Annotated in this window: 23 protein-coding genes; 20 read left to right on the top strand and 3 right to left on the bottom strand. The window is 70.1% G+C overall.

Features of this window, described 5'->3' with window-relative positions; translation table 11 throughout:
- The first annotated feature begins 26 nt into the window (after positions 1–26).
- The 6 genes from ruvA to C3481_RS02855 all read left to right on the top strand — a co-directional run bounded on the left by ruvA (position 27) and on the right by C3481_RS02855 (position 7,296).
- Complete coding sequence (ruvA, locus tag C3481_RS02880; RefSeq protein WP_103840710.1) at positions 27–644, top strand: Holliday junction branch migration protein RuvA; 618 nt, start codon at positions 27–29, stop codon at positions 642–644.
- Positions 637–1,662, top strand: a complete 1,026-nt coding sequence (gene ruvB / locus C3481_RS02875; protein WP_064956721.1) for a Holliday junction branch migration DNA helicase RuvB — start codon at positions 637–639, stop codon at positions 1,660–1,662. The genes ruvA and ruvB overlap by 8 nt, the downstream gene beginning before the upstream one ends.
- A 79-nt stretch (positions 1,663–1,741) precedes the next feature.
- The gene (yajC, locus tag C3481_RS02870) at positions 1,742–2,245 is read left to right on the top strand and encodes a preprotein translocase subunit YajC (protein ID WP_023951247.1); all 504 of its coding nucleotides are present in this window, start codon (positions 1,742–1,744) and stop codon (positions 2,243–2,245) included.
- Positions 2,246–2,289: 44 nt separating this feature from the next.
- A complete protein-coding gene (gene secD / locus C3481_RS02865; protein ID WP_103840708.1) occupies positions 2,290–4,005 on the top strand; it encodes a protein translocase subunit SecD in 1,716 nt (571 codons plus the stop codon).
- Positions 4,005–4,994: a protein translocase subunit SecF gene (gene secF, locus C3481_RS02860; protein ID WP_023951243.1), complete on the top strand. Its 990-nt coding sequence runs from the start codon at positions 4,005–4,007 to the stop codon at positions 4,992–4,994. Before secD ends, secF begins: the two co-directional genes overlap by 1 nt.
- Positions 4,995–5,043: 49 nt before the next feature.
- Positions 5,044–7,296, top strand: coding sequence for a bifunctional (p)ppGpp synthetase/guanosine-3',5'-bis(diphosphate) 3'-pyrophosphohydrolase (locus C3481_RS02855; protein ID WP_023951241.1), 2,253 nt, complete (start codon positions 5,044–5,046; stop codon positions 7,294–7,296).
- Here C3481_RS02855 and C3481_RS02850 read toward each other — a convergent pair.
- From C3481_RS02850 to C3481_RS02840, 3 genes are all read right to left on the bottom strand, one after another.
- Positions 7,283–7,837, bottom strand: coding sequence for an SAM-dependent methyltransferase (locus C3481_RS02850; protein WP_103840706.1), 555 nt, complete (start codon positions 7,835–7,837; stop codon positions 7,283–7,285). The two genes, C3481_RS02855 and C3481_RS02850, sit on opposite strands and share 14 nt — an antisense overlap.
- 96 nt (positions 7,838–7,933) lie before the next feature.
- A complete protein-coding gene (locus C3481_RS02845) occupies positions 7,934–9,196 on the bottom strand; it encodes a DUF349 domain-containing protein (RefSeq protein ID WP_103840704.1) in 1,263 nt (420 codons plus the stop codon).
- Positions 9,197–9,264: 68 nt separating this feature from the next.
- On the bottom strand, positions 9,265–9,567 hold the full coding sequence (locus C3481_RS02840) for a dioxygenase (RefSeq protein WP_103840702.1): 303 nt from the start codon (positions 9,565–9,567) through the stop codon (positions 9,265–9,267).
- A gap of 100 nt (positions 9,568–9,667) precedes the next feature.
- Between C3481_RS02840 and C3481_RS02835 the strand changes: the two genes are divergently transcribed.
- The 14 genes from C3481_RS02835 to nusB all read left to right on the top strand — a co-directional run bounded on the left by C3481_RS02835 (position 9,668) and on the right by nusB (position 23,485).
- On the top strand, positions 9,668–10,993 hold the full coding sequence (locus C3481_RS02835; RefSeq protein WP_023951232.1) for a replication-associated recombination protein A: 1,326 nt from the start codon (positions 9,668–9,670) through the stop codon (positions 10,991–10,993).
- A gap of 3 nt (positions 10,994–10,996) precedes the next feature.
- Positions 10,997–12,544: a tetratricopeptide repeat protein gene (locus C3481_RS02830; protein ID WP_023951230.1), complete on the top strand. Its 1,548-nt coding sequence runs from the start codon at positions 10,997–10,999 to the stop codon at positions 12,542–12,544.
- A gap of 156 nt (positions 12,545–12,700) precedes the next feature.
- Positions 12,701–13,330 carry a 30S ribosomal protein S4 gene (rpsD, locus tag C3481_RS02825; protein ID WP_023951228.1) on the top strand — a complete coding sequence of 210 codons (630 nt, stop codon included), beginning with the start codon at positions 12,701–12,703 and terminating at the stop codon, positions 13,328–13,330.
- An 88-nt stretch (positions 13,331–13,418) separates the two neighbouring features.
- Positions 13,419–13,721 carry a hypothetical protein gene (locus C3481_RS02820; protein WP_036304601.1) on the top strand — a complete coding sequence of 101 codons (303 nt, stop codon included), beginning with the start codon at positions 13,419–13,421 and terminating at the stop codon, positions 13,719–13,721.
- Between the two features lie 67 nt (positions 13,722–13,788).
- The gene (alaS, locus tag C3481_RS02815) at positions 13,789–16,452 is read left to right on the top strand and encodes an alanine--tRNA ligase (RefSeq protein WP_103840699.1); all 2,664 of its coding nucleotides are present in this window, start codon (positions 13,789–13,791) and stop codon (positions 16,450–16,452) included.
- A complete protein-coding gene (ruvX, locus tag C3481_RS02810; protein WP_023951222.1) occupies positions 16,449–16,919 on the top strand; it encodes a Holliday junction resolvase RuvX in 471 nt (156 codons plus the stop codon). The genes alaS and ruvX overlap by 4 nt, the downstream gene beginning before the upstream one ends.
- 1 nt (position 16,920) lies before the next feature.
- Positions 16,921–18,336, top strand: coding sequence for an endolytic transglycosylase MltG (mltG, locus tag C3481_RS02805; RefSeq protein ID WP_103840697.1), 1,416 nt, complete (start codon positions 16,921–16,923; stop codon positions 18,334–18,336).
- A complete protein-coding gene (locus C3481_RS02800) occupies positions 18,317–19,177 on the top strand; it encodes a shikimate dehydrogenase (protein ID WP_103840695.1) in 861 nt (286 codons plus the stop codon). Before mltG ends, C3481_RS02800 begins: the two co-directional genes overlap by 20 nt.
- A 4-nt stretch (positions 19,178–19,181) precedes the next feature.
- Positions 19,182–20,393 carry a chorismate synthase gene (aroC, locus tag C3481_RS02795; protein ID WP_103840693.1) on the top strand — a complete coding sequence of 404 codons (1,212 nt, stop codon included), beginning with the start codon at positions 19,182–19,184 and terminating at the stop codon, positions 20,391–20,393.
- Entirely contained in the window at positions 20,390–20,899 is a 510-nt protein-coding gene (locus C3481_RS02790; protein ID WP_064956716.1) for a shikimate kinase, read from the top strand. Before aroC ends, C3481_RS02790 begins: the two co-directional genes overlap by 4 nt.
- Positions 20,896–21,972: a 3-dehydroquinate synthase gene (gene aroB / locus C3481_RS02785; protein WP_064956715.1), complete on the top strand. Its 1,077-nt coding sequence runs from the start codon at positions 20,896–20,898 to the stop codon at positions 21,970–21,972. Before C3481_RS02790 ends, aroB begins: the two co-directional genes overlap by 4 nt.
- Positions 21,973–22,000: 28 nt before the next feature.
- Entirely contained in the window at positions 22,001–22,444 is a 444-nt protein-coding gene (gene aroQ / locus C3481_RS02780) for a type II 3-dehydroquinate dehydratase (RefSeq protein WP_023951210.1), read from the top strand.
- 53 nt (positions 22,445–22,497) lie between these two features.
- The gene (gene efp / locus C3481_RS02775) at positions 22,498–23,058 is read left to right on the top strand and encodes an elongation factor P (RefSeq protein WP_023951208.1); all 561 of its coding nucleotides are present in this window, start codon (positions 22,498–22,500) and stop codon (positions 23,056–23,058) included.
- Positions 23,059–23,074: 16 nt separating this feature from the next.
- Entirely contained in the window at positions 23,075–23,485 is a 411-nt protein-coding gene (nusB, locus tag C3481_RS02770; protein WP_023951206.1) for a transcription antitermination factor NusB, read from the top strand.
- The last annotated feature ends 23 nt before the right edge of the window (positions 23,486–23,508 follow it).

The raw sequence follows: 23,508 nt of genomic DNA, 5'->3' as shown, positions 1-23,508 counted from the left end.
TGCGAAGCGCCGCCTAGGCTCGGATCATGATCTCCTCCCTGCGCGGCCGCGTGCTGCACCTCGAGTCCGACAGCGTCGTCATCGACGTCGGCGGGGTCGGGTTCTCGGTCGCCGTGACCCCCGACATCCCGCGCTCGTTCCATGTCGGTGATGAGATCGTGCTGCACACGAACCTCGTCGTCCGCGAAGACGCCCTCTCGCTCTTCGGTTTCGAGACGCGCGAGCAGCTCGGGGTCTTCCTCCTGCTCATCGGGGTGACCGGCGTCGGCCCGAAGTCCGCGCTCGGCGTCCTGTCGGCGCTCAGCGTCGCGCAGATCGCCGAGGCCGTCACCGCCGAGGACGACGCTCCCTTCCGCCGTGTCTCCGGGATCGGACCCAAGACCGCGAAGCTCATCGTGGTGCAGCTCGCGGGCAAGCTCCAGGCGGTGCCCTCCGGGCAGCCGGCATCCGTTCCCGCCGGCGCCGGAACGCTCAGCGGTCAGGTCGTGGCTGCGCTGGTCGCCCTCGGATGGAGCGAGCGCGTCGCGGCGGAGGCCGTCGCGCAGGTGACGGCGGATGCCGCCGCCCCGGCGACCGTGCCCGCCCTGCTGAAGCTCGCGCTGGCGCAGCTCGGCCCCGCGCGACCGGAGCAGACCGGTGTCTGACGCGCACGAGCTGGCCGCGGACGAGACCGAGCTCGCGGTCGAGGGGGCCCTGCGGCCGACGTCGCTCGCCGAATTCGTCGGGCAGCAGAAGGTGCGCGGGCAGCTCGAGCTCCTGCTGCAGGCCGCCGCGATGCAGGACCGACCCGCCGACCACATCCTGCTGTCGGGCCCTCCCGGGCTCGGCAAGACGACGCTCGCGATGATCGTCGCCCACGAGAGCGGCCGTCCCCTGCGGATGTCGAGCGGTCCCGCCATCCAGCACGCGGGCGACCTCGCAGCCCTCTTGTCGAGCCTCGTGCCCGGCGAGGTGCTCTTCATCGACGAGATCCATCGAATGGCGCGCTCGGCCGAGGAGATGCTGTACCTCGCGATGGAGGACTTCCGCATCGACATCATGGTCGGCAAGGGAGCCGGTGCCACCAGCATCCCGCTCGAACTCGCCCCCTTCACGCTCGTGGGTGCGACCACCCGGTCGGGACTGCTGCCGAATCCGCTTCGCGACCGTTTCGGTTTCACCGCCCACATGGAGTACTACGAGCCCGAAGAGCTCGAACGAGTCATCCAGCGGTCGGCGAGCGTCCTCGCCGTCGACGTCCCGCCCATCGCGCGGTCCGAGATCGCGCGCCGCTCCCGCGGCACGCCTCGTATCGCGAACCGCCTGCTGCGCCGCGTCCGAGATTTCGTGGTCGTGCACGGCAACACGGCGGCGGGCGCGACGGAGGCGGATGTCGCGGCCGCGCTCGACCTCTACGACGTCGACGCCATCGGGCTCGATCGCCTGGACCGCGCCGTGCTGGACGCCCTCGTCCGCCGCTTCGGCGGGGGACCGGTCGGGCTGAACACCCTCGCGGTGACCGTGGGGGAGGAAGCGGAGACGATCGAGTCGGTCGTCGAGCCGTACCTCGTCCGCATCGGCTTCGTGGGCCGCTCGCCGCGTGGCCGCGTGGCCATGCCCTCGGCCTACCGCCATCTCGGCGTTCCCCGTGCCGACGGGGCGCTGGAGATCGATGACCTATAATCGCTGAAGGCTTCTCGCCGACGAATCCCGAGGGTGCGCATTCTTCGCGTGCCTACCCGTGAAAGGTGCTCCCACCTCCATGCTCTTCTTCGCCACCACCCCGGCCGACGCTCCTCCCGCGAACCCGGCGGTGCAGTTCTTCGCCGAGTACGGGCTGCTGATCATCCTCGCGCTGCTCATCGTCTTCATGTTCTGGAGCCAGCGTCGTCGCGCCCAGCGGATGAAGGCGGAGCAGGCCGAGAAGTCGCGTCAGCTCCTCCCCGGCGCGAAGGTGCTGCTGCAGGGCGGGTTCTACGGGACGATCGTCGAGTACGACGGCGAAGACCTCTCGAAGTCGGCCCGCGTCGAGCTCGCGCCCGGCGTCGAGGTCGAGGTCCACAGCCAGGCGATCCTCCGCGTCGTCGACCCCGCCGAGGGCACGCTCACCGAGGACGAGTACATCGAGGCCGAAGAGCACCACGAGGAGTACGTCGCCGACGTCGAGCAGGGGCTCATCACCTCGGTCAGCGACGACGCCGCGCGCGATCGCGCCGACGCCGCCTCCGAGGGTGCGGCCGACCGCGACGACAAGCCCCGCGCCTGAACCGCCGCTGACCCGGCGCTCGCTCGACGAAAGCTGACCTCCCCGTGGCGACTTCCACACCTGTGCGCCGTGCCTGGCGCGCGCTGACCGGACTCGTGGTCCTGACGGCGCTCCTGTTCGGCATCAACGCCCTCGGCGTCTATGTGTTCAAGGCGAGCTCGTGGGCTCCCGAGCTCGCGCTGGATCTCCAGGGCGGGACGCAGATCGTCCTCCAGGCGCAGTCCGACGGGGCGGTGCCCTCGAGTGAGCAGATGCAGCAGGCTGCCTCCATCATCCGCCAGCGCGTCGACGCGTCGGGACTGGTCGAGGCGGACATCGCCACGCAGGCCGGCAACCAGATCGTGGTGCAGCTGCCGGGCGAGGTCGACGACGAGACGCGGGAGCGCATCGACGCCTCGGCACAGCTCCAGCTGCGCGCCGTGCTCTACACCGGCACTCCCGCAACCAGCTTCGTCGGTGACGACGGCAACGAGACGCCGTATCCCACGCCCGACCCCAACCTGCCGGCCACGCCATCGACGACGCCCTCCAACGGCAGCGATCCCGCGTGGATCACCGAGGCGCTGCAGGCGCAGTTCCTCGCCTACGACTGCACAGATCCGGCGAACGACCCGGCCGACGCGCCGGCCGATCAGCCGCTGATCACGTGCGATCGCACGGGGACGGCGAAGTACATCCTCGGGCCGGTCGAGCTCGACGGGTCGTCGATCGACAACGCCACCAACGGCCTCGAGCAGAGCGCCGGTCGCTGGGCCGTGAACATCACGTTCGACCAGCAGGGCACCGAGACATTCGGCAAGATCAGCCAGCGGCTCTACGGGCAGCAGTCGCCGCTCAACCAGTTCGCCTTCGTCCTCGACGGCGACGTGCTCTCGGCGCCCTCGATGGACGCCGTCATCCTCACCGGCAAGCCGTCGATCACGGGCTCGTTCGACCAGGACAGCTCGAAGATCCTCGCCGACCAGCTCAAGTTCGGCGCTCTGCCGCTGAGCTTCGAGGTGCAGAGCACGAACACGATCTCCGCGACCCTCGGTTCGCAGCAGCTGCAGATCGGACTCATCGCGGGTCTCATCGGTCTCGCGCTGGTCGCGGTGTACTCACTCGTCGTCTACCGGGCACTCGGAACGGTCATCATCGCCTCGCTGGTCGTCATGGCTGTGCTCACCTACGCGGCACTGACGATTCTCGCGTGGCGCATGGGCTTCCGCCTGTCGTTGGCGGGTGTGGCCGGCCTGATCGTCACGATCGGCTTCACAGCCGACTCGTTCATCGTGTACTTCGAGCGGATCAGAGACGAGCTGCGTGACGGCAAGTCGATCACCGGTGCCGTCGAGGACGGCTGGTCCCGCGCGAAGCGGACGATCTTCATCTCGAAGTCGATCAACATCCTCGCCGCCGTGGTGCTGTACATCCTCGCCGACTCGACGGTGAAGGGCTTCGCGTTCACGCTGGGACTGACGACCGCGATCGACATCCTGATCTTCATCCTCTTCACCCACCCCGTGCTGCAGCTGCTCGTGCGCACGCGGTTCTTCGGGTCGGGTCACAAGCTGTCGGGTCTCGACCCCGATGCGCTCGGCGCGGTCTACCGTGGGCGTGCGCAGTTCCGCGCTCCGGTCGCTGCCGGCGCGAAGACCGCGGCCGGTCGCCGAGCCGCCAAGTCGCGCGGCGAGGCCGAACGGCGACAGACGATCGCGGAACGCAAGCGCGCCGAGCAGGCCGCAGGCGAGAAGCGCGACGCGACGGGGGACAAGCACTGATGCGATTCTTCAACCGGTTCGGAAACGACCTCTACACGGGGAAGCTGTCGTTCCCCTTCGTCGCCCGTCGCACGCTGTGGTTCATCATCGCCGCAGCCCTCGTGCTCGGCTCGGTCCTCGTCCTCGTCGTGAAGCCCCCGCAGTTCTCCATCGAGTTCACGGGCGGGTCGCAGTTCACGGTGACGAACGTCTCGAACACCGACCAGCTGTTGGCGACCGCCGCCGTCCAGGACGTCGTTCCCGGAGCGACGACGAAGGTCACCACGATCGGCGAGGACGCCGTGCGCGTGCAGACCGACCAGATGTCGGATGCCGAGACCCGTGATGTCACCGCGCGCCTCGCCGAGGCCTACGACGTCCCCGCCGCCGAGGTGAGCTCGTCGTTCATCGGGCCGAGCTGGGGTCAGGACGTCACCCGTCAGTCGCTGTGGGGCCTGGCGATCTTCCTCGCCCTGACGTTCCTGATCCTCGCGCTGTACTTCCGCACCTGGAAGATGTCCGTCGCCGCGATCATCGGCCTCGTCGACGTGCTCGTGGTCACCGTGGGCGTCTACTCGCTCTTCGGATTCGAGATCTCTCCCGCCGCCGTGATCGGCTTCCTGACGATCCTGTCGTACTCGCTGTACGACACCACGGTCGTCTTCGACAAGGTCCGCGAGAACACGTTCGAGGACGGCGAGAAGTCGGGGCGGACGTTCGGCGAATCGGTCAACCTGGCGGCCAACCAGACGCTCGTGCGCTCGATCAACACCACGATCGTCGCGGCCCTCCCGACCGGAGCGATCCTCTTCATCGGCGCCCTTTGGCTCGGTGCCCAGACGCTCACCGACATCTCGCTGTCGATCTTCGTCGGCACGCTGGTCGCCGCCTACTCGACGCTGTTCGTCGCCGTGCCGCTGTTCGCGCTGCTGCGCGAGGGCGAGCCCGGTATCAAGGCGAACGACGCTCGGGTGCGCGAGTCGCGCGAGCGAGCCTCGGTCGAGGCCTGAGCGCCGCGAGGGCGCGTAGAATCGATGTCTGCATGGCGGAGGTGAGGGCATGACCGAGATCACCCCGCCCCCTGCCCAGAGTTCGCTCCGCCGCCTCGTCCCGCGCATCTTCTCGCGAGCGGCGCCCCGCGAAGGGCTCGAGCAGCTCGTTCGAACGGTGCGCGCGCACCACCCCAAAGGCGACATCGCGATCATCGATCGCGCCTACCAGACCGCCTCGCGGGCCCACGCGCAGCAGAAGCGCCAGAGCGGCGAGCCGTACATCACGCACCCGCTCGCCGTCGCGCAGATCCTGGCGGAGCTCGGCCTCGGCCCCCGGGCCATCGCGGCCGCGCTCCTGCACGACACCGTCGAAGACACCTCGTACGGTCTCGACCAGCTGACGGCCGAGTTCGGCGACGAGGTCGCGATGCTCGTCGACGGCGTGACGAAGCTCGACAAGGTCAAGTACGGCGACGCCGCGCAGGCCGAGACGGTCCGCAAGATGATCGTCGCGATGTCGCGCGACATCCGCGTGCTCCTGATCAAGCTCGCCGACCGGTTGCACAATGCCCGGACGTGGGGTTTCGTTCCGCCCGAGAAAGCGGCGAAGAAGGCGACGGAGACGCTCGAGATCTACGCCCCGCTCGCACACCGGCTCGGCATCCAGGCCATCAAGAGCGAGCTCGAAGACCTGTCGTTCGCGGTGCTGCACCCGAAGCTCTACGCCGAGATCGACAGCCTGGTCACCCAGCGCACACCCCAGCGCGAGCAGTATCTGCAGACGGTCATCGATGCGGTCGAGAGCGACCTCCGTGAACTGCGCATCCGCGGCCGCGTGATGGGCCGTCCGAAGCAGCTGTACTCGGTGTACCAGAAGATGGTCGTCCGGGGTCGCGAGTTCGACGACATCTACGACCTGATCGGCATCCGCGTTCTGGTGACGACGGTCCGCGACTGCTACGCGGTGCTCGGTTCGATCCACGCGCGGTGGACGCCCCTTCCCGGGCGTTTCAAGGACTACATCGCGACGCCGAAGTTCAATCTCTACCAGTCCCTCCACACGACCGTCATCGGTCCGGGTGGGCGCACGGTCGAGATCCAGATCCGCACCCACGAGATGCACCAGCAGGCCGAGTTCGGTGTCGCGGCGCACTGGAAGTACAAGGAGCGGATGGCGGGCGGCAAGGCAGACGCCAAAGCGGTCGACAACGACATGGCGTGGCTCGCCCACATCTCCGACTGGCAGGCCGAGACGGCCGACCCGGGGGAGTTCCTCGACTCGCTGCGTTTCGAGATCGGTGCGAAAGAGGTCTACGTCTTCACTCCGAAGGGGCGGGTCATCGGCCTGCCCGCGGGTGCCACCCCGGTCGACTTCGCCTACGCCGTGCACACCGAGATCGGCCACCGCACGATGGGCGCCAAGGTCAACGGGCGTCTCGTGCCGCTCGAGTCGACGCTCTCCAGCGGCGACGTCGTCGAGGTCTTCACCTCGAAGAACCCCGATGCCGGCCCGAGCCAGGACTGGCTCACCTTCGTCAAGAGCACACGAGCGCGCAACAAGATCCGCGGCTGGTTCACCAAGGAGCGGCGCGAGGAGGCCGTCGAGCAGGGCAAGGACGCGATCGCGCGGGCGATGCGGCGTCAGAATCTGCCGCTCCAGCGCCTCATGGGGCAGGACGCTTTCAGCGAGGTCGCCCATCAGCTCCGCTACGAGGACGTCACGGCGCTGTACGCGGCGGTGGGCGAGGGGCATGTCTCGACGCAGTCGGTGATCGAGAAGGTCACCGCGCTCGTCCGAGCGGAGGAGGACACCTCCACCGGGCCGATCCAGCTGCCGGCCGTGGGACGATCCCGGCAGAAGCGAGACAGCGACTCCGGAGTCCTCGTCCGCGGCGCGCCCGACATCCTCGTCAAGCTGGCCAAATGCTGCACACCCGTTCCGGGCGATGAGATCGTCGGCTTCGTCACGCGGGGAAGCGGCGTGTCTGTGCACCGCTCCGACTGCACGAACGTCGAGTCGCTCATGCGCGATCCGGAGCGCCTCATCGAGGTGTCGTGGGCGCCGACGACGAAGAGTCTCTTCCTCGTCCAGATCCAGGTCGAGGCGTTGGATCGCGCCGGGCTCCTCAGCGACGTGACGCGCGTGCTCAGCGAGCACCACGTCAACATCCTCTCGGCGTCGGTTCAGACCAACAATGATCGGCTCGCACTCAGCAGGTTCGTGTTCGAGATGGGTGACACCGTGCATCTCGACCGTGTGCTGAACGCGGTGCGGCGCATCGACGCGGTCTACGACGTCTACCGCGTCACGTCGTCCTAACCGGCCAGCTCTCCAACCACGCGAGCGCCCGGCGCTTGTGCGGCAGCGGCCCGCTGCACGCCAACGCCACCCGGGCGTCGGCGAGGATGTCGGGGAACCTCCCGATCATCGCGACGGCGCCCGCACGCGGTCCATCGCCTGCGGCTGCGTCGGCGCGCAGGAGGTCGCACAGGGTACGAACGCGGTTCGACACCGGCATGCCGCCGAGATGAACCGTCTCGCTCGCGGGGAGCTGAAGGTCGCGGTAGCGGAGCCGAGGATCGAGCACGTGATTCCGGCGGCGCTCGGTGCATCGCTGCACGCTGTGCCGCAGCGGAGGTTCGGACAGCGCGCCGTGAACCCACGCGGCGGACTCGTGTGTGAGCGCGAGACCCTGCGCGACGAGGGGGCGGAGCGACGCGGCCCGGATCTCAGGGCTTTCGACGGCGTCGGCGGGCATGAAGGCTTCGCCGACCTCGACGACGTCGCCGTCCAGTCGGGCGGCGCCCAGTTCGGCGAGGGAGAGACGGGTGCCCGGGGCGTAGACGTACGGTGAGACCATTGCGTCAGTCTCGCGCCAACGTGGGAACGGCGGCGCTAACGAGCGAAGGGCCTGTGGAGAGCGTCACCTCCACAGGCCCTTAGCCGGAGACGAGAGTCAGCCTCCGAGAGCGCTGAGCCAGGCCTTGCGTGCGCTGAGCGCTTCCTTCGCCTGTGCGATGGCGCGCTTGTCACCCGAAGCCTCGGCCTCGGCGACCTCGGCCTCGAGCTTGGCGATCGCGTCGTGGAGCTGCGACAGCATGTCGCCCTGGCGTGCCTTGGTCTCGGGGTTGTTGTTCTTCCAGTCGGCGTCTTCGCGTGCGCGCACCGCCTGCTCGACCTTGCGAAGCTCGTCGTCGAGGGCGCGCTCCTTGTCGCGGGGGAAGATGCGACCGATCTCGTCCCAGCGGCGCTGGATGCCGGTCAGCAGCGCCCGCGCGGCCGCCGTGTCCTTCTCGGCGTTGACGGCAGCGGCTTCGTCGAGCAGCGCGCGCTTGGCGACGATCTTCTCCTGGGATGCCTCGGCGTCGGCCTGCTCCCGCTCGGCGCGGGCACCGTAGAGGGCGTCGCCCGCGGCCTTGAAGCGTGCCCAGAGCGCGTCGTCGGCCTTCTTGCCCGCGCGGCCCGACTGCTTCCACTGCTCCAGCAGGTCGCGGTACGCGCCGATGCCGTCCTCGCCGCGCGGGGCGAGGGCCTCGGCGCGCTCGATGAGCCGCTGCTTGGCGTCGCGTGCGCTCTTGTGGGTCTCGTCGAGGCTCGCGTAGAACTCGCGGCGGTGCTTGTCGATGGTCGAGCGGGCGTCGCGGAACCGCTTCCACAGCTGCTGGCCGGTGCCGCGGGGCAGGCGCGGGCCGTCGGACTGATGGCGCTGCCATCGCTCGAAGAGATCGTTCACCTCGGCGGACGTCTGCTTCCACTGGATCGACTTCGGGTCGCGTGCGGCGATCGCCTCGATCGCCTCGACGAGCCCCGTGCGCTCGGTGATCGCGGCGTCGAGAGCCTGCTTCGCTTCGGCGGCCTCCGACTCGGAAGCCGCGTCGAGCTCGCCCTCGAGGGCGACCAGGCGCGCCTCGAGCGCGGCCAGGTTGCCGACGGCCGCTGCCCCCGCGATGCGCGAGCGGAGCGTGCTGACGGTCGAGCGGAGATCGGCGGCGGAGGCTCCGCCACGGCGGTGACGCACCTCGATGAGCGTCACCTCGCCGGCGAGATCGGAGAACTTGCGCTGGAAGTAGGCGAGCGCCTCTTCCGGCGTGCCGTCGGGATACTGGCCGACGACGCGCCACTGATCCCCCTCGCGCACCGAGACGGTGCCGTCGTCATCGACGCGACCCCACGGGGCGTCGTCGGCGGGGGTGATCGTGGAGTCAGGGGTGGAAGTCACGGAAGGCACCTCGTCGCGGCTCGCGCCGCATGGGGGTCAGGTCGGGGGACAGCCTAGTACGGAGGGGGTCAGGGAGTCGGGATCGTTGCCGGAGTGGAATCCGACGGTGTCGGCGTCGGCGATCCCGGCATCGTCACGGTCGGAGTCGGGGCCGGGGTCTCGGCGGGTGCCGGGGCTCCGGGGCCGGCGGTGAAATACGCGACCTGAGCACCGATCGCGGCGAGGATCAGGACGCCGCCGGCGACGGCGGCGACGATGTTGTCGCGGGTCCGGCGCCCCGCCAGACCCTCGTGGTACTCGCGCCGCGCAGCGTACAGGCGGGCGCGTTCCTGCGCCGCGCGATCGTCCCGGTTCTTGCCGCGACCTGCCACGTTGCCTCCTCCGTGCCCCGTTCCGGGCCGCTCAAGCCTACGGCGCGCGTCGGTACCGCGACAAAATCCCGGTGTCCCCGCGCGCGACTAGCCTGAGGGGATGACCGATTCGAGCGCGCTCTTCTCCGGGCAGACGCCGCTCGCCGTGCGGATGCGACCCACCTCGCTCGACGAGGTCGCCGGCCAAGGGCATCTGCTGCGGCCCGGCTCGCCCCTGGTCGCCCTCGCCTCGCCCGACGGCAACCGAGCGGGAGCGGTCTCCGTCATCCTCTGGGGGCCGCCGGGGACGGGCAAGACGACGCTCGCTCAGGCGATCGCGCGCTCGTCGGGGCGCCGGTTCGTCGAGCTCTCGGCCGTGACCGCCGGGGTCAAGGATGTCCGCGAGGTCATGCAGGAGGCGATGACGCAGCGCGACCTCTACGGCATCTCGACGATCCTGTTCCTCGACGAGATCCACCGCTTCACCAAGGCGCAGCAGGACGCTCTTCTCCCGGGCGTCGAGAACGGCTGGGTGCTGCTCATCGCGGCGACGACCGAGAACCCGTCGTTCTCCGTCGTCGCGCCGCTGCTGTCGCGTTCACTGCTGCTCACTCTCCAGCCGCTCAGCGATGACGACCTCGGCGGGCTCATCGACCGCGCCGTCACCGATGCCCGCGGACTCGCCGGCTCGATCGTCCTCGCCGACGACGCGCGGACCGCCCTCATCCGGCTGGCCTCGGGCGATGCCCGGCGCGCGCTGACCTCGCTCGAGGCCGCGGCCACGATGGCCGAGCCCGGCGATGACGACGACGCGCCGGTGATCACGGCGGACCACGTCGCGCAGGCGGTCGACCGTGCGCTCCTGCGCTACGACCGGCAGGGCGATGAGCACTACGACGTCATCAGCGCCTTCATCAAGTCGATACGCGGGTCGGATGTCGACGCCGCGATGCACTACCTCGCCCGGATGATCGAGGCGGGCGAGGACCCGCGCTTCATCGCCCGGCGTCTCGTTATCTCGGCCTCCGAGGACATCGGCTTGGCCGACCCGCAGGCGCTGACGATCGCCGTCGCCGCCGCCGACGCGGTCGCCTTCATCGGGATGCCCGAAGGCCGTATCCCGCTCGCCGAGGCGACGGCGTATCTCGCCACGACCGCCAAGTCGAACGCCGCCTACAACGCCATCAACGCTGCGATCTCCGACGTCCGCGCCGGCGGCTTCGGTCGCGTGCCCAAGCACCTGCGCGACGCCCACTACGCGGGTGCGAAGCGGCTCGGACACGGCAAGGGGTACGTCTATCCCCACGACCTGGAGGTCGGAGTCGCCACGCAGCAGTACCTTCCCGACGAGCTTCGCGGCAAGCGGTACTACGAGCCGACCAATCGCGGCGTCGAGCGCGAGATCGGTGCGCGCGTCGAGAAGCTGCGGAAGATCCTGGGGGACTGACCCGTGGCCGACCCTGTGCCCCCGTGGACGCTGCTGGGCTCCTCGCCCGCCTTCGACGGATACGTGCGCGTGCGTCGCGACCGCTACCGGCTGCCCGACGGCAGCGAGAGCGACTGGGACGTCGTCGAGGTCGGCGACACCGTCACGGTGGTCGCGGTCACGGCCGATGACACGGTCGTGCTGTTCGATCAGTATCGGGTGGGCCCGCAGCGCGTGCTGGGCGAACTCCCCGGCGGCCTCATCGATCCCGGTGAGGACGCCGTCGCCGCGGGCGTGCGCGAGCTGCTGGAGGAGACCGGGTATCGCGCCGGGGCCGTCTTCGACGCCGGCGCCGAATGGGCGGCGGCGAACGCCCGCCGCCGCCGGCACGTGATCATCGCGGCGGACTGCACCCGCGTCGCCGAGCCCGCGTGGGGCGAACACGAGACCGGGCGGGTGCGGACCATGGCGGCATCCGATCTCGTCGATCATCTGATGGCGGGGGAGACCAGCGATGCCGGCCCGGCCCTGCGCGGGCTGGTCCGATTCGCGGCGAGCCGCGAAGTCGACCCCGAGCTCCGCGACCTGCAGTCGCGCGTACGTCACCTCCTCGCTGCATTCGTCGCCGGTGACAGCGTCGCCCACAGCACAGCAGCCGGCGCCACCGACGCCCACAGCGCCGATCCGTTCGATGCGTTCTGGGGTGCTGCCGCAGGCAAGAGCACCGCAGCTCTGTGGGCCGAGCTCGACGAGCTCGCGGCGGACGCAGACGAGGCGGTCCGCAGCTACGAGCGGGGCTCGCTGCACGATTTCCTCGGCGAGGAGGCCGAGGCGATCCCGCTGTATCGGGCGGCGCTCGAGGCGGGGTTGACCGGTGAGCGGCGCTCGGCGTGCGTCATCCAGTTGGCGAGCTCGCTTCGCAACATCGGCGATCCCTCGGGTGCTCTGGCACTGCTGCATCGCTTTCCCGACACCGATGCGCTCGCCGACGCCGCCCGGGCGTTCGAGGCGCTCGCACTGTTCAGCGATCAGAAGCCCGCGCCCGCGCTCCGGACCGCGTTGCGCGCCCTCGCCCCGCACCTGCCCGCCTACGGGCGTGCGGTGACCGCCTACGCGGACGAGCTGGCTTCGCCGCACCGCATCCGGGCGATCTCCGTGGCCCTCGTCGTCTCCGACGGGTACGTCCTGGCTGAGGAGTACCCCGGCGCACCCGGGTCAGGGCCCTTCCTCCGGGCTCCCGGCGGCGGCATCGAGTACGGCGAGACCGCGGCTGCGGCCATGCGACGGGAGCTGCGCGAGGAACTGGCCGCCGACGTCGAGCAGCTGCGGCTGCTCACGGTGAGCGAGAACATCTTCGACGACGGCCGCAAGAGCGGCCACGAGATCGCTCATGTCTTCGCCGTCCGCAGCGCCTCGCTCGAGGCTCTGCCGCACGGAGAGCGTCTCCCCGTGCTCGACGGCGACACCACGGTCGGCTGGTATCGCATCGACGACCTGCGACGGGATGCGACCCCGTTCTATCCGGCCGGCATCCTCGATCTCGTCACCGCGGTCGACGCGGGCACCGTCTGATAGACTCGACCGGCTCGAAGCCCAGTTTTCGGGCATCCCTCTCTTCTGATCAAGACCTCTCGGCGTGCCCCGGCGTGCAGTCCGAGACGGGCGAGGAGGCGGAGATACGTCCGTGAGTCGTGAACGTCGCGACCACGTCATCGGAAGGAGAGCTTCGTGACCACGAAGTCTCAGGACCGCCGCAAGGTCCGTCTGTCGCGCGCCCTCGGCGTCGCGCTGACCCCGAAGGCCGCCCGCTACCTCGAGAAGCGTCCCTACGCTCCGGGCGAGCACGGCCGCACCAAGCGCAAGGCCGACAGCGACTACGCCGTCCGTCTGCGCGAGAAGCAGCGTCTGCGCGAGCAGTACGGCATTCGCGAGAAGCAGCTGCGCATCCAGTTCAACGAGGCCCGCCGCAAGGACGGTCTGACCGGTGAGAACCTGGTCGAGCAGCTCGAGATGCGTCTGGACGCGCTCGTCGTTCGTGCCGGTTTCGCCCGCACGACCGCACAGGCCCGCCAGCTGGTCGTGCACCGTCACATCCTCGTCGACGGCCAGCTCGTCGACCGCCCGTCGTTCCGCGTGAAGCCGGGTCAGCTCATCCACGTCAAGGAGAAGAGCGAGTCGCTCGAGCCCTTCCAGGTTGCAGCCGCCGGTGGTCACGCCGACGTCCTGCCCCCGGTCCCGGGCTACCTCGAGGTCGAGCTCGACAAGCTGCAGGCGCGCCTCGTGCGTCGCCCGAAGCGCGCCGAGGTGCCCGTCACGTGTGACGTCCAGCTCGTCGTCGAGTACTACGCCGCGCGCTGAGTCGCACGGCTCGCTGAGTCTCAGCACTGCCGCGAAGGGCGTCGGGTTCTCCCGGCGCCCTTCGTGCTTTGCACCTAACATGGATGCCATGAAGAACGCGCTGTGGTTCGTTTTGGGCGTCGCCGGCGGTTTCGTCGCCGCGCACGTGGTCAACAAGGATCCGCGCGGTCACGAGATGCTCGCCGAAGTCGATGCGCGGATCTCCGAGTTCGCCGACCGGATCGGCGATGCCTACCGCGAGCAGGAGGCCCGCATCGAGGGTCTCGCGGCGGACGTGAAGGGCGCGGCATCCGACGCCCTCGACTCGGCCGCAGACGCCGCCTCCGACGTCGCGGACGCGGCGCGGGACGCCGTCGCCAAGGCCAAGAGCGCCGCCGACTCCTCAGACTGATACCCGACCCGATTGCGGCGTCGCGCCCCGGGGCGCGACGCCGATGCCTGCCTGCCGAAGGAACCCGATGAAGACCGCCGAGATCGCCCAGCGCTACCTGGACTACTTCGAGAAGAAGGGGCACACGATCGTGCCCTCCGCATCGCTCGTCACCGATGACCCCGCGCTGCTGTTCACCGTCGCGGGCATGGTCCCCTTCATCCCGTACCTCTCGGGCGATGTGCCTGCTCCCTACCCGCGCGCCGCGGACGTGCAGAAGTGCATCCGCACCAACGACATCGAGGAGGTCGGCAAGACCCCTCGTCACGGCACGTTCTTCCAGATGCTCGGCAACTGGTCCTTCGGCGACTACTTCAAAGAGGGCGCCATCTCGTTCGCGTGGGAACTGCTGACCAGCCCCGAGTCGGAGGGCGGCCTCGGGTTCGATCCGAAGGATCTCTGGGTCACGGTCTACGAAGAGGACGACGAGGCCCGTGAGCTGTGGCTGAAGCACTCGACGCTGCCCGATGAGCGCATCCAGCGTCTCGGCAAGGACACCAACTACTGGAGCACCGGGCTGCCCGGTCCCGCGGGTCCGTGCTCCGAGATCTTCTTCGACCGCGGCCCCGCGTACGGCATCGACGGCGGCCCGGCGACCGACGACGACCGGTACATCGAGATCTGGAACCTCGTGTTCATGCAGTACGAGATCGCCGACGTGCGCTCGAAGTACGACTTCACGATCGTCGGCGAGCTGCCGAACAAGAACATCGACACCGGCATGGGACTCGAGCGGGTCGCCTTCATCAAGCAGGGCGTCGACAACATGTACGAGACCGATCAGGTGCGTCCCGTGCTCGACAAGGCGGTCGAGCTGTCGGGCAAGACGTACGGCGCCGACCACGAGGACGACGTGCGCTTCCGTGTCATCGCGGATCACGTGCGGTCGTCGCTCATGCTGCTCTCCGACGGCGTCACCCCGTCGAACGACGGCCGGGGCTACATCCTGCGTCGTCTGATGCGTCGGGCCATCCGATCGATGCGCCTGCTGGGCGTCGAGGGACCGAGCTTCGCCGAGCTCTTCGCCGCGTCCCGCGACGCGATGAAAGAGGCCTACCCGATCGTCGAGACCGACTACGCGCGGCTCTCGCAGTACGCCCTCGCCGAGGAGGCGACCTTCCTGCGCACGCTGGCCGCGGGGTCCGAGCTGCTCGACGAGTCCGTCGCACAGGCCAAGCAGGCCGGCGCGGGCGAGCTGAGCGGTGCACAGGCGTTCCTGCTGCACGACACCTACGGGTTCCCCATCGACCTGACGCTCGAGATCGTCGAGGAGGCGGGTCTCAGCGTCGACCGGGGGGCCTTCGACTCGCTCATGCAGGAGCAGCGCGAGCGTGCCAAGGCCGACGCGCGGTCCCGCAAGGGACAGCTCGCCGACACGAGCGTCTACCGCGACTTCCGCGCTCAGGGTGAGACGGTGTTCACGGGCTACACCGAGCTCGAGACCGGCAGCCGGGTGCTCGGCATCCTGGTCGGCGGTGTCTCCGTCGACCGCGCGAGTCAGGGCCAGATCGCGGAGGTCATCCTGGCCGAGACGGCCCTGTACGCCGAATCCGGCGGCCAGGTCGCCGACAAGGGCGTCATCGTGGGCCCGGGCTACGAGCTCGAGGTCCTCGACGTGCAGAAGCCGGTGCCCGGTCTCGTCAGCCACACCGTCGAGGTCACGACCGGCGAAGTGGCCGTGGGTGAAGCCGCCACGACGGTGGTGGATGCCGCGAACCGCCGCGCTGCGCAGCAGGCCCACTCCGCGACGCACCTCGTGCACGCGGCACTGCGTGACACGCTCGGCAAGAGCGCGACACAGGCCGGCTCGCTCAACCGCGCCGGCTATCTGCGCTTCGACTTCTCGTGGGGTCAGGCCCTCTCGCCCGAGACGCGCACCGAGATCGAGGAGATCGCCAACAACGCCGTCCGCGACAACCTCGAGGTCACGACCCGGATCATGTCGCTCGACGAGGCGAAGGCCGCGGGCGCGATGGCGCTGTTCGGCGAGAAGTACGGCGAGACCGTCCGCATGGTCGACATCGGTGGCCCGTGGTCTCGCGAGCTCTGCGCGGGGACGCATGTGTCGTCGAGCGCCGAGGTCGGTCTCATCAACCTCATCGGCGAGTCGTCGGTGGGTGCGTCGAACCGGCGCGTCGAGGCCCTCGTCGGCCAGGATGCCTTCCGCGAGCTCGCCGCCGAACGTGCCATCGTCTCGCAGCTCACGAGCTCGCTGAAGACGCCGCGCGACCAGCTCGCCGCGCGCGTGGCCGAGCTGGCCGCGAGCCTGAAGGCCGCCGAGAAGCGGATCGCACAGTTCGAGGCCCGCGCCCTCGCCGACCGGCTGCCGCAGCTCGTGTCGGCGGCCGCTGCCGCGGGGCCGTTCCAGATCGTCGCCGAGTCGCTGGGGTCAGCGGGGTCGGCGGACGACGTGCGCACCCTCGCGCTGCAGGTACGCGATCGGCTCGGGGCCGACGCGGCGGCGATCGTCGCGCTCGGCGCGGTCGTGGGGGAGCGGCCGGTGGTGGTCGTCGCGACCAATGACGTCGCACGCGCTGCCGGTGCCAAAGCCGGCGTGCTCGCCAAGGCCGCGGCATCCGCTCTCGGTGGCGGCGGTGGCGGACGTGACGATGTGGCGCAGGGCGGCGGAACGGACGCCGCGGCGCTGCCCGCGGCCCTCCGCGCCGTCCGCGACGCGGCGAGCGGCCTGTGAGCGGATTCCGCCCGGGCGTGCGCCTCGGCGTCGACGTGGGCACCGCCCGCATCGGCGTCGCACGGTGCGACCGAGACGGACTGCTCGCGGTACCGGTCGAGACGGTGCCGCGCGGTGAGGGCGACGTGGCGCGCATCAGCGCGCTCGCGGCGGAGTACGACGCGGTGGAGCTCGTCGTCGGCCTGCCGGTCGCCCTCAGCGGACGGGAGACGGCTTCGACGGCCGACGCTCGCGGATTCGCCGAGGCTCTGGCCGCTGCGGGGCACCCCGTCCGTCTCGTCGACGAGCGGCTGAGCACAGTCAGCGCGCACAGCGCATTGCGCGGTTCGGGCCGATCGCAGCGATCGTCTCGTAGCATTGTTGACCAGGTCGCCGCCGTAGTGCTCCTCCAGCAGGCACTCGACGTCGAGAAGAGCACCGGTAACCCGCCCGGCGCTTCCGTCGCATCCTCGCAGGAGCACCCCTGACATGACTGATCGCCCGCCGCACGACAACGCCGTCCCGACGAGCCGACGCGCCGCGCGTGCGGCCGCCCAGAGTCCGGCATCCTCGCCGGGTGGTCCAGCGCGTCCCGAGCAATCCCCGCGCACCGGGGAGGCTCCGCGCCCGGAGCACGTCCCGACCTCCGCTGCCGAGCACCGCGGATCGGTGCACGCGACGGCGTCCCGCGATCGGGCTCAGGGCGAGCAGCCGTCGTATGCGCAGGCGCCGAGGGCCGCTGCGCCTGCGGTCGGCACGCTCGACGCCCTGTTCACGGGAGAAGTGAGCACGCACGAGGTGGGGGCTGTTCCCAGCCGCCACGACCGCGACCGGAAGAAGAGCCGCATCGCGAAGTGGGTCGTGCTGATCGTGATCCTCGCGATCATCGGAGGTATCGGTGCCGGCGCCGCGTGGGTCTGGAGCACCTACGAGACGCAGATCCGCTCCGTGATGGGCTGGGAAGAGCCGAAGGACTTCGAGCCCGGCGAGGCGACGGGCGAGGTGCTGGTCACCGTGGTCGACGGTGACACCGGATCCACGATCTCTCAGACGCTCTTCGACCAGGGCGTCACCAAGACGCCGACGGCGTTCTACGACCACCTCATCGCGACCGCCCAGAACCCGACCTTCCAGCCCGGCGTGTACGCGCTGCAGCAGCGGATGACCTCGGAGGCGGCCCTCGCCCTCATCCTCGACCCGACCAGCAAGCGCCAGAACGCGGCGCAGCTGCGGGAGGGGCTGACGCTGGACCAGACCGTCGAGGTGCTCGCCCAGGGGACGGGGATGCCGGCGGCGGACTTCACCGCCGCGGTCGACGACCCCTCTGCCTACGGTGTCGCCGCCGCCTCGCTAGAGGGCTGGCTCTTCCCGGCGACCTATCAGTTCGATCCGGGCCTGTCGGCCACCGACATCGTGCGGACGATGGTGGACCGGACGATCGAGTCGCTCGACGCTGCGGGAGTGCCGCAGGAGCGCCGCGAGGAGATCCTCACGACGGCGTCCATCATCCAGCGCGAGGCGCGTCTGTCTGACGACTTCTACAAGGTCTCGCGCGTCATCGCCAACCGTCTTGCGGACGGCATGCCCCTGCAGATGGACTCGACGGCGCAGTACGGCTACAACGAGATGCACGACGGCACGGTCAGTTCGTCGGCGGAGGCGCTAGAGGACGACAACCCGTGGAACACCTACGTCCGCGCCGGGCTGCCGGCCGGGCCGATCGCCAATCCCGGCGACGAGGCGATCGACGCCGCCATGCATCCCGCGGACGGGCCGTGGCTCTACTTCGTCACCTGGAACATGGACACCGGCGAGACGATCTTCTCGGCGACCTACGAGGAGCACCAGGCCGGCATCGAGCAGTGGCACGCATGGTGCGACGCGAATGACAACCGCGGCTGCTGAGCCGTCTGCGGGAGAGCCGCGCCGCTTCGAGGTGTGGGGCTCGCCGATCGGTCACAGCCTGTCGCCGGCTCTCCACACCGCGGCGTACGACCGGCTCGGTCTGCCATGGCGGTACGGGCGGCGGCGCGTCGACGAGTCGTCGTTCGCTCGGGAGCTGGCGGCGCTCGGGCCGGAGTGGCGGGGACTGTCGCTGACGATGCCGTTGAAGACGCTCGCGCACGACGCGGCTCGGACGCGGGATGCCGCGGCGACCGCGACCGGCGCGGCGAACACGCTCGTCCGCTCCGGCGACGGCTGGGCGGCGTTCAACACCGACGTGGGCGGGTTGGCGGCCGCACTGACGGAGATCGGGTCCGCCGCTGCGCCCCGTGCCCGCATCGTCGGTGCCGGCGCGACGGCGACGTCGGCGCTCCTCGCCCTCGAGCGCATCGGCATCGGCCGGATCGACATCGCGGCACGACGCCCCGCCGCGGCCGACCCGTTGCTCGCGCTCGCGGCGAGCCGGGGCATTCCGACGACCGTGTCGCCGCTCGATGCTCCCGCGGGGGAGGTCGAGCTGACCGTATCGACCCTGCCGGGCGATGCTCCGGTCTCCGACCCCGACGCCGAGCGGCTCGCCGCGACCGGCGGAACGCTCTACGACGTCGTTTACGGCACGTGGCCCACCGCACTCGGACACGCCTGGCTCGCGGCGGGACAGCCGGCCCATCCGGGCGCGACCATGCTGCTCCATCAGGCGGTGCTCCAGATCCGCATCTTCGCCTCGGGCTCGCCCGACGACCCGCTGACCGGCGAGGAGGACGTCGTCGCCGTCATGCGCCGGTCGCTCATGGGAGGATAGACGAATGCTCCGCGTGCTCACGGCCGGCGAATCGCACGGCCCCGAACTCGTCGCCCTCATGGAGGGCCTCCCCGCCGGCGTGCCCGTCTCGCGCGCCGCGATCCAGGCCGACCTCGCTCGGCGCAAGCTCGGCTATGGCCGTGGCTCGCGCATGAAGTTCGAGGAGGACGAACTCACCATCTCGACGGGCGTCCGACACGGCTTCAGCCTCGGCAGCCCGATCGCCCTGCGCATCGGCAACACCGAGTGGCCGAAGTGGGTCGAGGTGATGAGCCCCGAGCCGATCGAGCTCACGGAACGCTCACGCGGACGGGGCGCCGCCCTGACGCGCCCCCGCCCCGGCCACGCCGACCTCGTCGGGATGCAGAAGTACGGGTTCGACGAAGCCCGCCCGATCCTCGAGCGTGCGAGCGCGCGCGAGACGGCCGCGCGCGTGGCTCTGGGGGCGGTGGCCCGGTCGTTCCTAAACGAGCTCGGCATCCGGCTCGTCAGCCACACGCTCTCGATCGGTCCCGTGCGGGTTCCCGACGGCTCGGCGCTGCCGACGCCCGACGACGTCGACGCGCTGGACACGGACCCGCTGCGTTGCTTCCACGCCGAGACCTCTGCCGCGATGGTCGCCGAGGTCGACGCTGCGAAGAAGGACGGCGACACGCTGGGCGGGATCGTCGAGGTCCTCGCCTACGGGCTGCCGCCGGGGCTCGGCTCGCACGTGCAGTGGGACCGCCGTCTCGACGCGAAGCTCGCGCAGGCGCTCATGGGCATCCAGGCGATCAAGGGCGTCGAGGTCGGCGACGGCTTCGAGACCACGCGTCGTCGTGGCTCGGCGGCGCACGACGAGCTGTTCGCGACCGACGCGGGCATCGCGCGTTCCAGTGACAAGGCAGGCGGCACCGAGGGCGGGATGTCGACGGGCACCGTCCTCCGCGTCCGTGCGGGCATGAAGCCGATCGCGACCGTGCCGAAGGCGCTGCGCACCGTCGACGTCGCCTCGGGCGATGCGGCCACGGCCCACCACCAGCGGTCCGACGTGTGCGCCGTGCCGGCGGCGGGCGTCGTCGCCGAGGCCATGGTGGCGATCGTGCTCGCCGAGTCCGTGCTCGAGAAGTTCGGGGGCGACAACGTCGCGGAGACCCGCCGCAATCTCGAGGGGTACCTCGCGGCGATCCCCGAGACGCTGCGCTCGGCGGCGCTGAGCGACGACGCGATCGGATGACCGCCCCGGCGATCGTCCTGATCGGGCCGATGGGCGCGGGCAAGTCGAGCATCGGCAAGAAGCTGGCGCGCGTCCTCGGCACGACGTTCACCGACAGCGACGCTCTCGTCGTCCGCGACCACGGCCCTATCGAGCGGCTGTTCGCGGAGCACGGCGAAGAGCGCTTCCGCGAGCTGGAGCGTCTCGCGGTCGCCGAGGCGCTCGCGCGTGGTGGCGTCGTCGCCCTCGGCGGCGGAGCGGTGCTGCACCCCGACACACGGAGCGACGTCGCTTCGCACCGCGTCGTGCTGCTCACCGTCTCGGAGCAGACGATCGCCTCCCGCCTGGCCGGCACCACGCGCCCGCTGCTCCAGGGCGAAGACCCGGTGAAGCGCTGGCGGGAGGTCGCCGAGGGCCGGCGCGAACTCTACGAGCAGCTCGCCGACGCACGCTTCGACACATCCACCGGCCGGATTCAGGACATCGTCGACGCCATCGCGGCGTGGGCGCAGGAGGGGACGTCATGACAGACACCACCGTCATCACCGTCGGGGGCGCCGCGCCCTACGACGTCACCATCGGGCGCGGCATCCTCCCGCTCGTCGGCTCGGTGTTGCCCGAGGCCGCGCGCAAGGTCCTCATCGTGCACCCCCCGACCCTGTCGGCGCAGGCCGAGCGCCTCCGCGAGACCCTCGGCGGCGACCGTCAGGTGCTGCTGGCGGAGATCCCCGACGCCGAGCAGGGCAAGCGCGTCGAGGTCGCCGCCTTCTGCTGGCAGGTCATGGGCCAGGCGGACTTCACGCGGACGGATGCCGTCGTCGGATTCGGCGGCGGGGCGGTGACCGACCTCGCCGGCTTCGTGGCCGCGACGTGGCTGCGCGGCATCGCGGTCGTCCAGGTGCCCACGACGGTGCTCGGCATGGTCGACGCGGCCGTCGGCGGGAAGACGGGGATCAACACCGCGGAGGGCAAGAACCTCGTGGGTGCCTTCTGGCCCCCCGTCGCCGTGGTCTGCGACCTCGACCTGCTCGACGGGCTCTCGCGCAACGAGCGCGTCGCCGGCTTCGCGGAGGTCGTCAAGGCCGGTTTCATCTGGCACCCCGAGATCCTCGACCTGATCGAGGCGGATCCCGAGTCGGCCGTCGACCCTCACAGCGACGCGTTCCGGCGCAGCATCGAGCTCGCGATCGACATGAAGGCGAAAGTCGTGGGGGAGGACCTGCGCGAAGCGGGGCTGCGCGAAGTCCTCAACTACGGGCACACGCTCGGGCATGCCATCGAGCACGCGGAGCGCTACCAGTGGCGTCACGGGGCCGCGATCTCCGTGGGGATGATGTTCGCGGCCGAGCTGTCGCGGCTGGCGGGGCGGCTTCCGGATGCCGCGGCCCAGCGTCACCGCGACATCCTCGAGACCCTCGGGCTGCCGACGTCGTACCGGGCGGGTGCCTGGCGTCAGCTGCTCGCGACGATGCAGCGCGACAAGAAGACGCGGGGTTCGATGCTGCGGTTCATCGTGCTCGACGACATCGCGAAGCCGACCGTGCTGCAGGCGCCCGACGAGTCGCTGCTCTTCGCCGCTTACCAGGAGGTCGGCGCCTGAGCCCGGACGTCGTCGATAGGGTGGGCGCGTGAACACCCCCCGCCGCCTGCTGCTGGTCAACGGGCCGAACCTCAACCTTCTCGGCACCCGCGAGCCCGAGATCTACGGACGCGAGACCCTCGCCGACGTCGAGGCGCTCGTCATCGCGACGGCGGCGGAACGCGGCGTCGACGTGCGCTGCGTGCAGAGCAATCACGAAGGCGTCCTCATCGACGCCATCCACGCGGCCCGCGCGGACTGCGCCGGCATCGTGATCAACCCCGGCGGACTGACGCACACCTCCGTCGTCCTCCGAGACGCCCTCGCGGGAGTCTCCCTGCCGGTGGCCGAAGTCCACATCTCCAACGTCTACGACCGCGAGAGCTTCCGCCACCACTCCTACGTCGCCGACGTCGCCTCGGTGCACGTCATCGGTGAGGGCGTCGGCGGTTACGCGCGCGCGACGCGACAGCTGCTCGACATCCTCGCGTAGAATCGATCCTCGGCCCGTCGGCCGCCCGACCACACGAACGGAACTCCACACTCATGGCATCGACCGCAGACATCAAGAACGGCGTCGTCCTCAGCATCGACGGTCAGCTCTGGAACGTCATCGAGTTCCAGCACGTCAAGCCCGGCAAGGGTGGCGCCTTCGTGCGCACCAAGCTGAAGAACGTCGTGTCGGGCAAGACCGTCGACCGCACCTACAACGCGGGCGCGAAGATCGAGATCGAGAACGTCGACCGCCGCGACTTCACCTACCTCTACAACGACGGCGACAACTTCGTCTTCATGGACGTCGACGACTACGACCAGATCACCGTCCCCGCCGTCACCGTCGGCGACGCCAAGAACTACCTGCTCGAGAACCAGCAGGTGCAGATCGCGCTCAACAACGGCAACCCGCTCTACATCGAGCTCCCCGCCTCGGTCGTCCTCGAGATCACGTACACCGAGCCCGGCCTCCAGGGCGACCGCTCGTCGGCCGGCACGAAGTCGGCGACGGTCGAGACCGGCTACGAGATCCAGGTCCCGCTGTTCGTCGAGCAGGGCACGAAGGTCAAGGTCGACACCCGCACGGGTGACTACCTCGGCCGCGTGAACTGACGCCGGCCTTCGTCCGATGAGCGCTCGCTCCAAGGCGCGCAAGCGCGCCCTCGACATCCTCTATCAGTCCGACATCCGCGGCGACGACCTCGGGGTGACCCTCGCCGCCGAGGCCAAGCGCGCGGCGCTCGAGCCCGCACGCGAGGCGTCGTGGCTGTACGCGCGCGAGATCATCGACGGGATCATCGACAACCGCGACGACATCGACGAGCAGATCACCACCTTCGCGAAGGACTGGTCGCTCGCGCGGATGCCTGCGGTCGACCGGGCCATCCTGCGGCTCGGGGTCTGGGAGATCGTGTACAACGACGCCGTCCCCGCGGCCGTTGCGATCGACGAGGCCGTCGAGCTCGCGAAGGAGTTCTCGACCGACGGGTCGAGTGCCTTCGTGCACGGCGTGCTCGGCCGGGTCGCGCGCCTGGGCTGACCGACGTCGGAGGCACGCGCGAG

The organism is Microbacterium sp. Ru50 (assembly GCF_002920555.1).
Taxonomy (GTDB): Bacteria; Actinomycetota; Actinomycetes; order Actinomycetales; family Microbacteriaceae; genus Microbacterium; species Microbacterium arborescens.
This window is presented reverse-complemented; position numbering and strand designations above follow the sequence as displayed.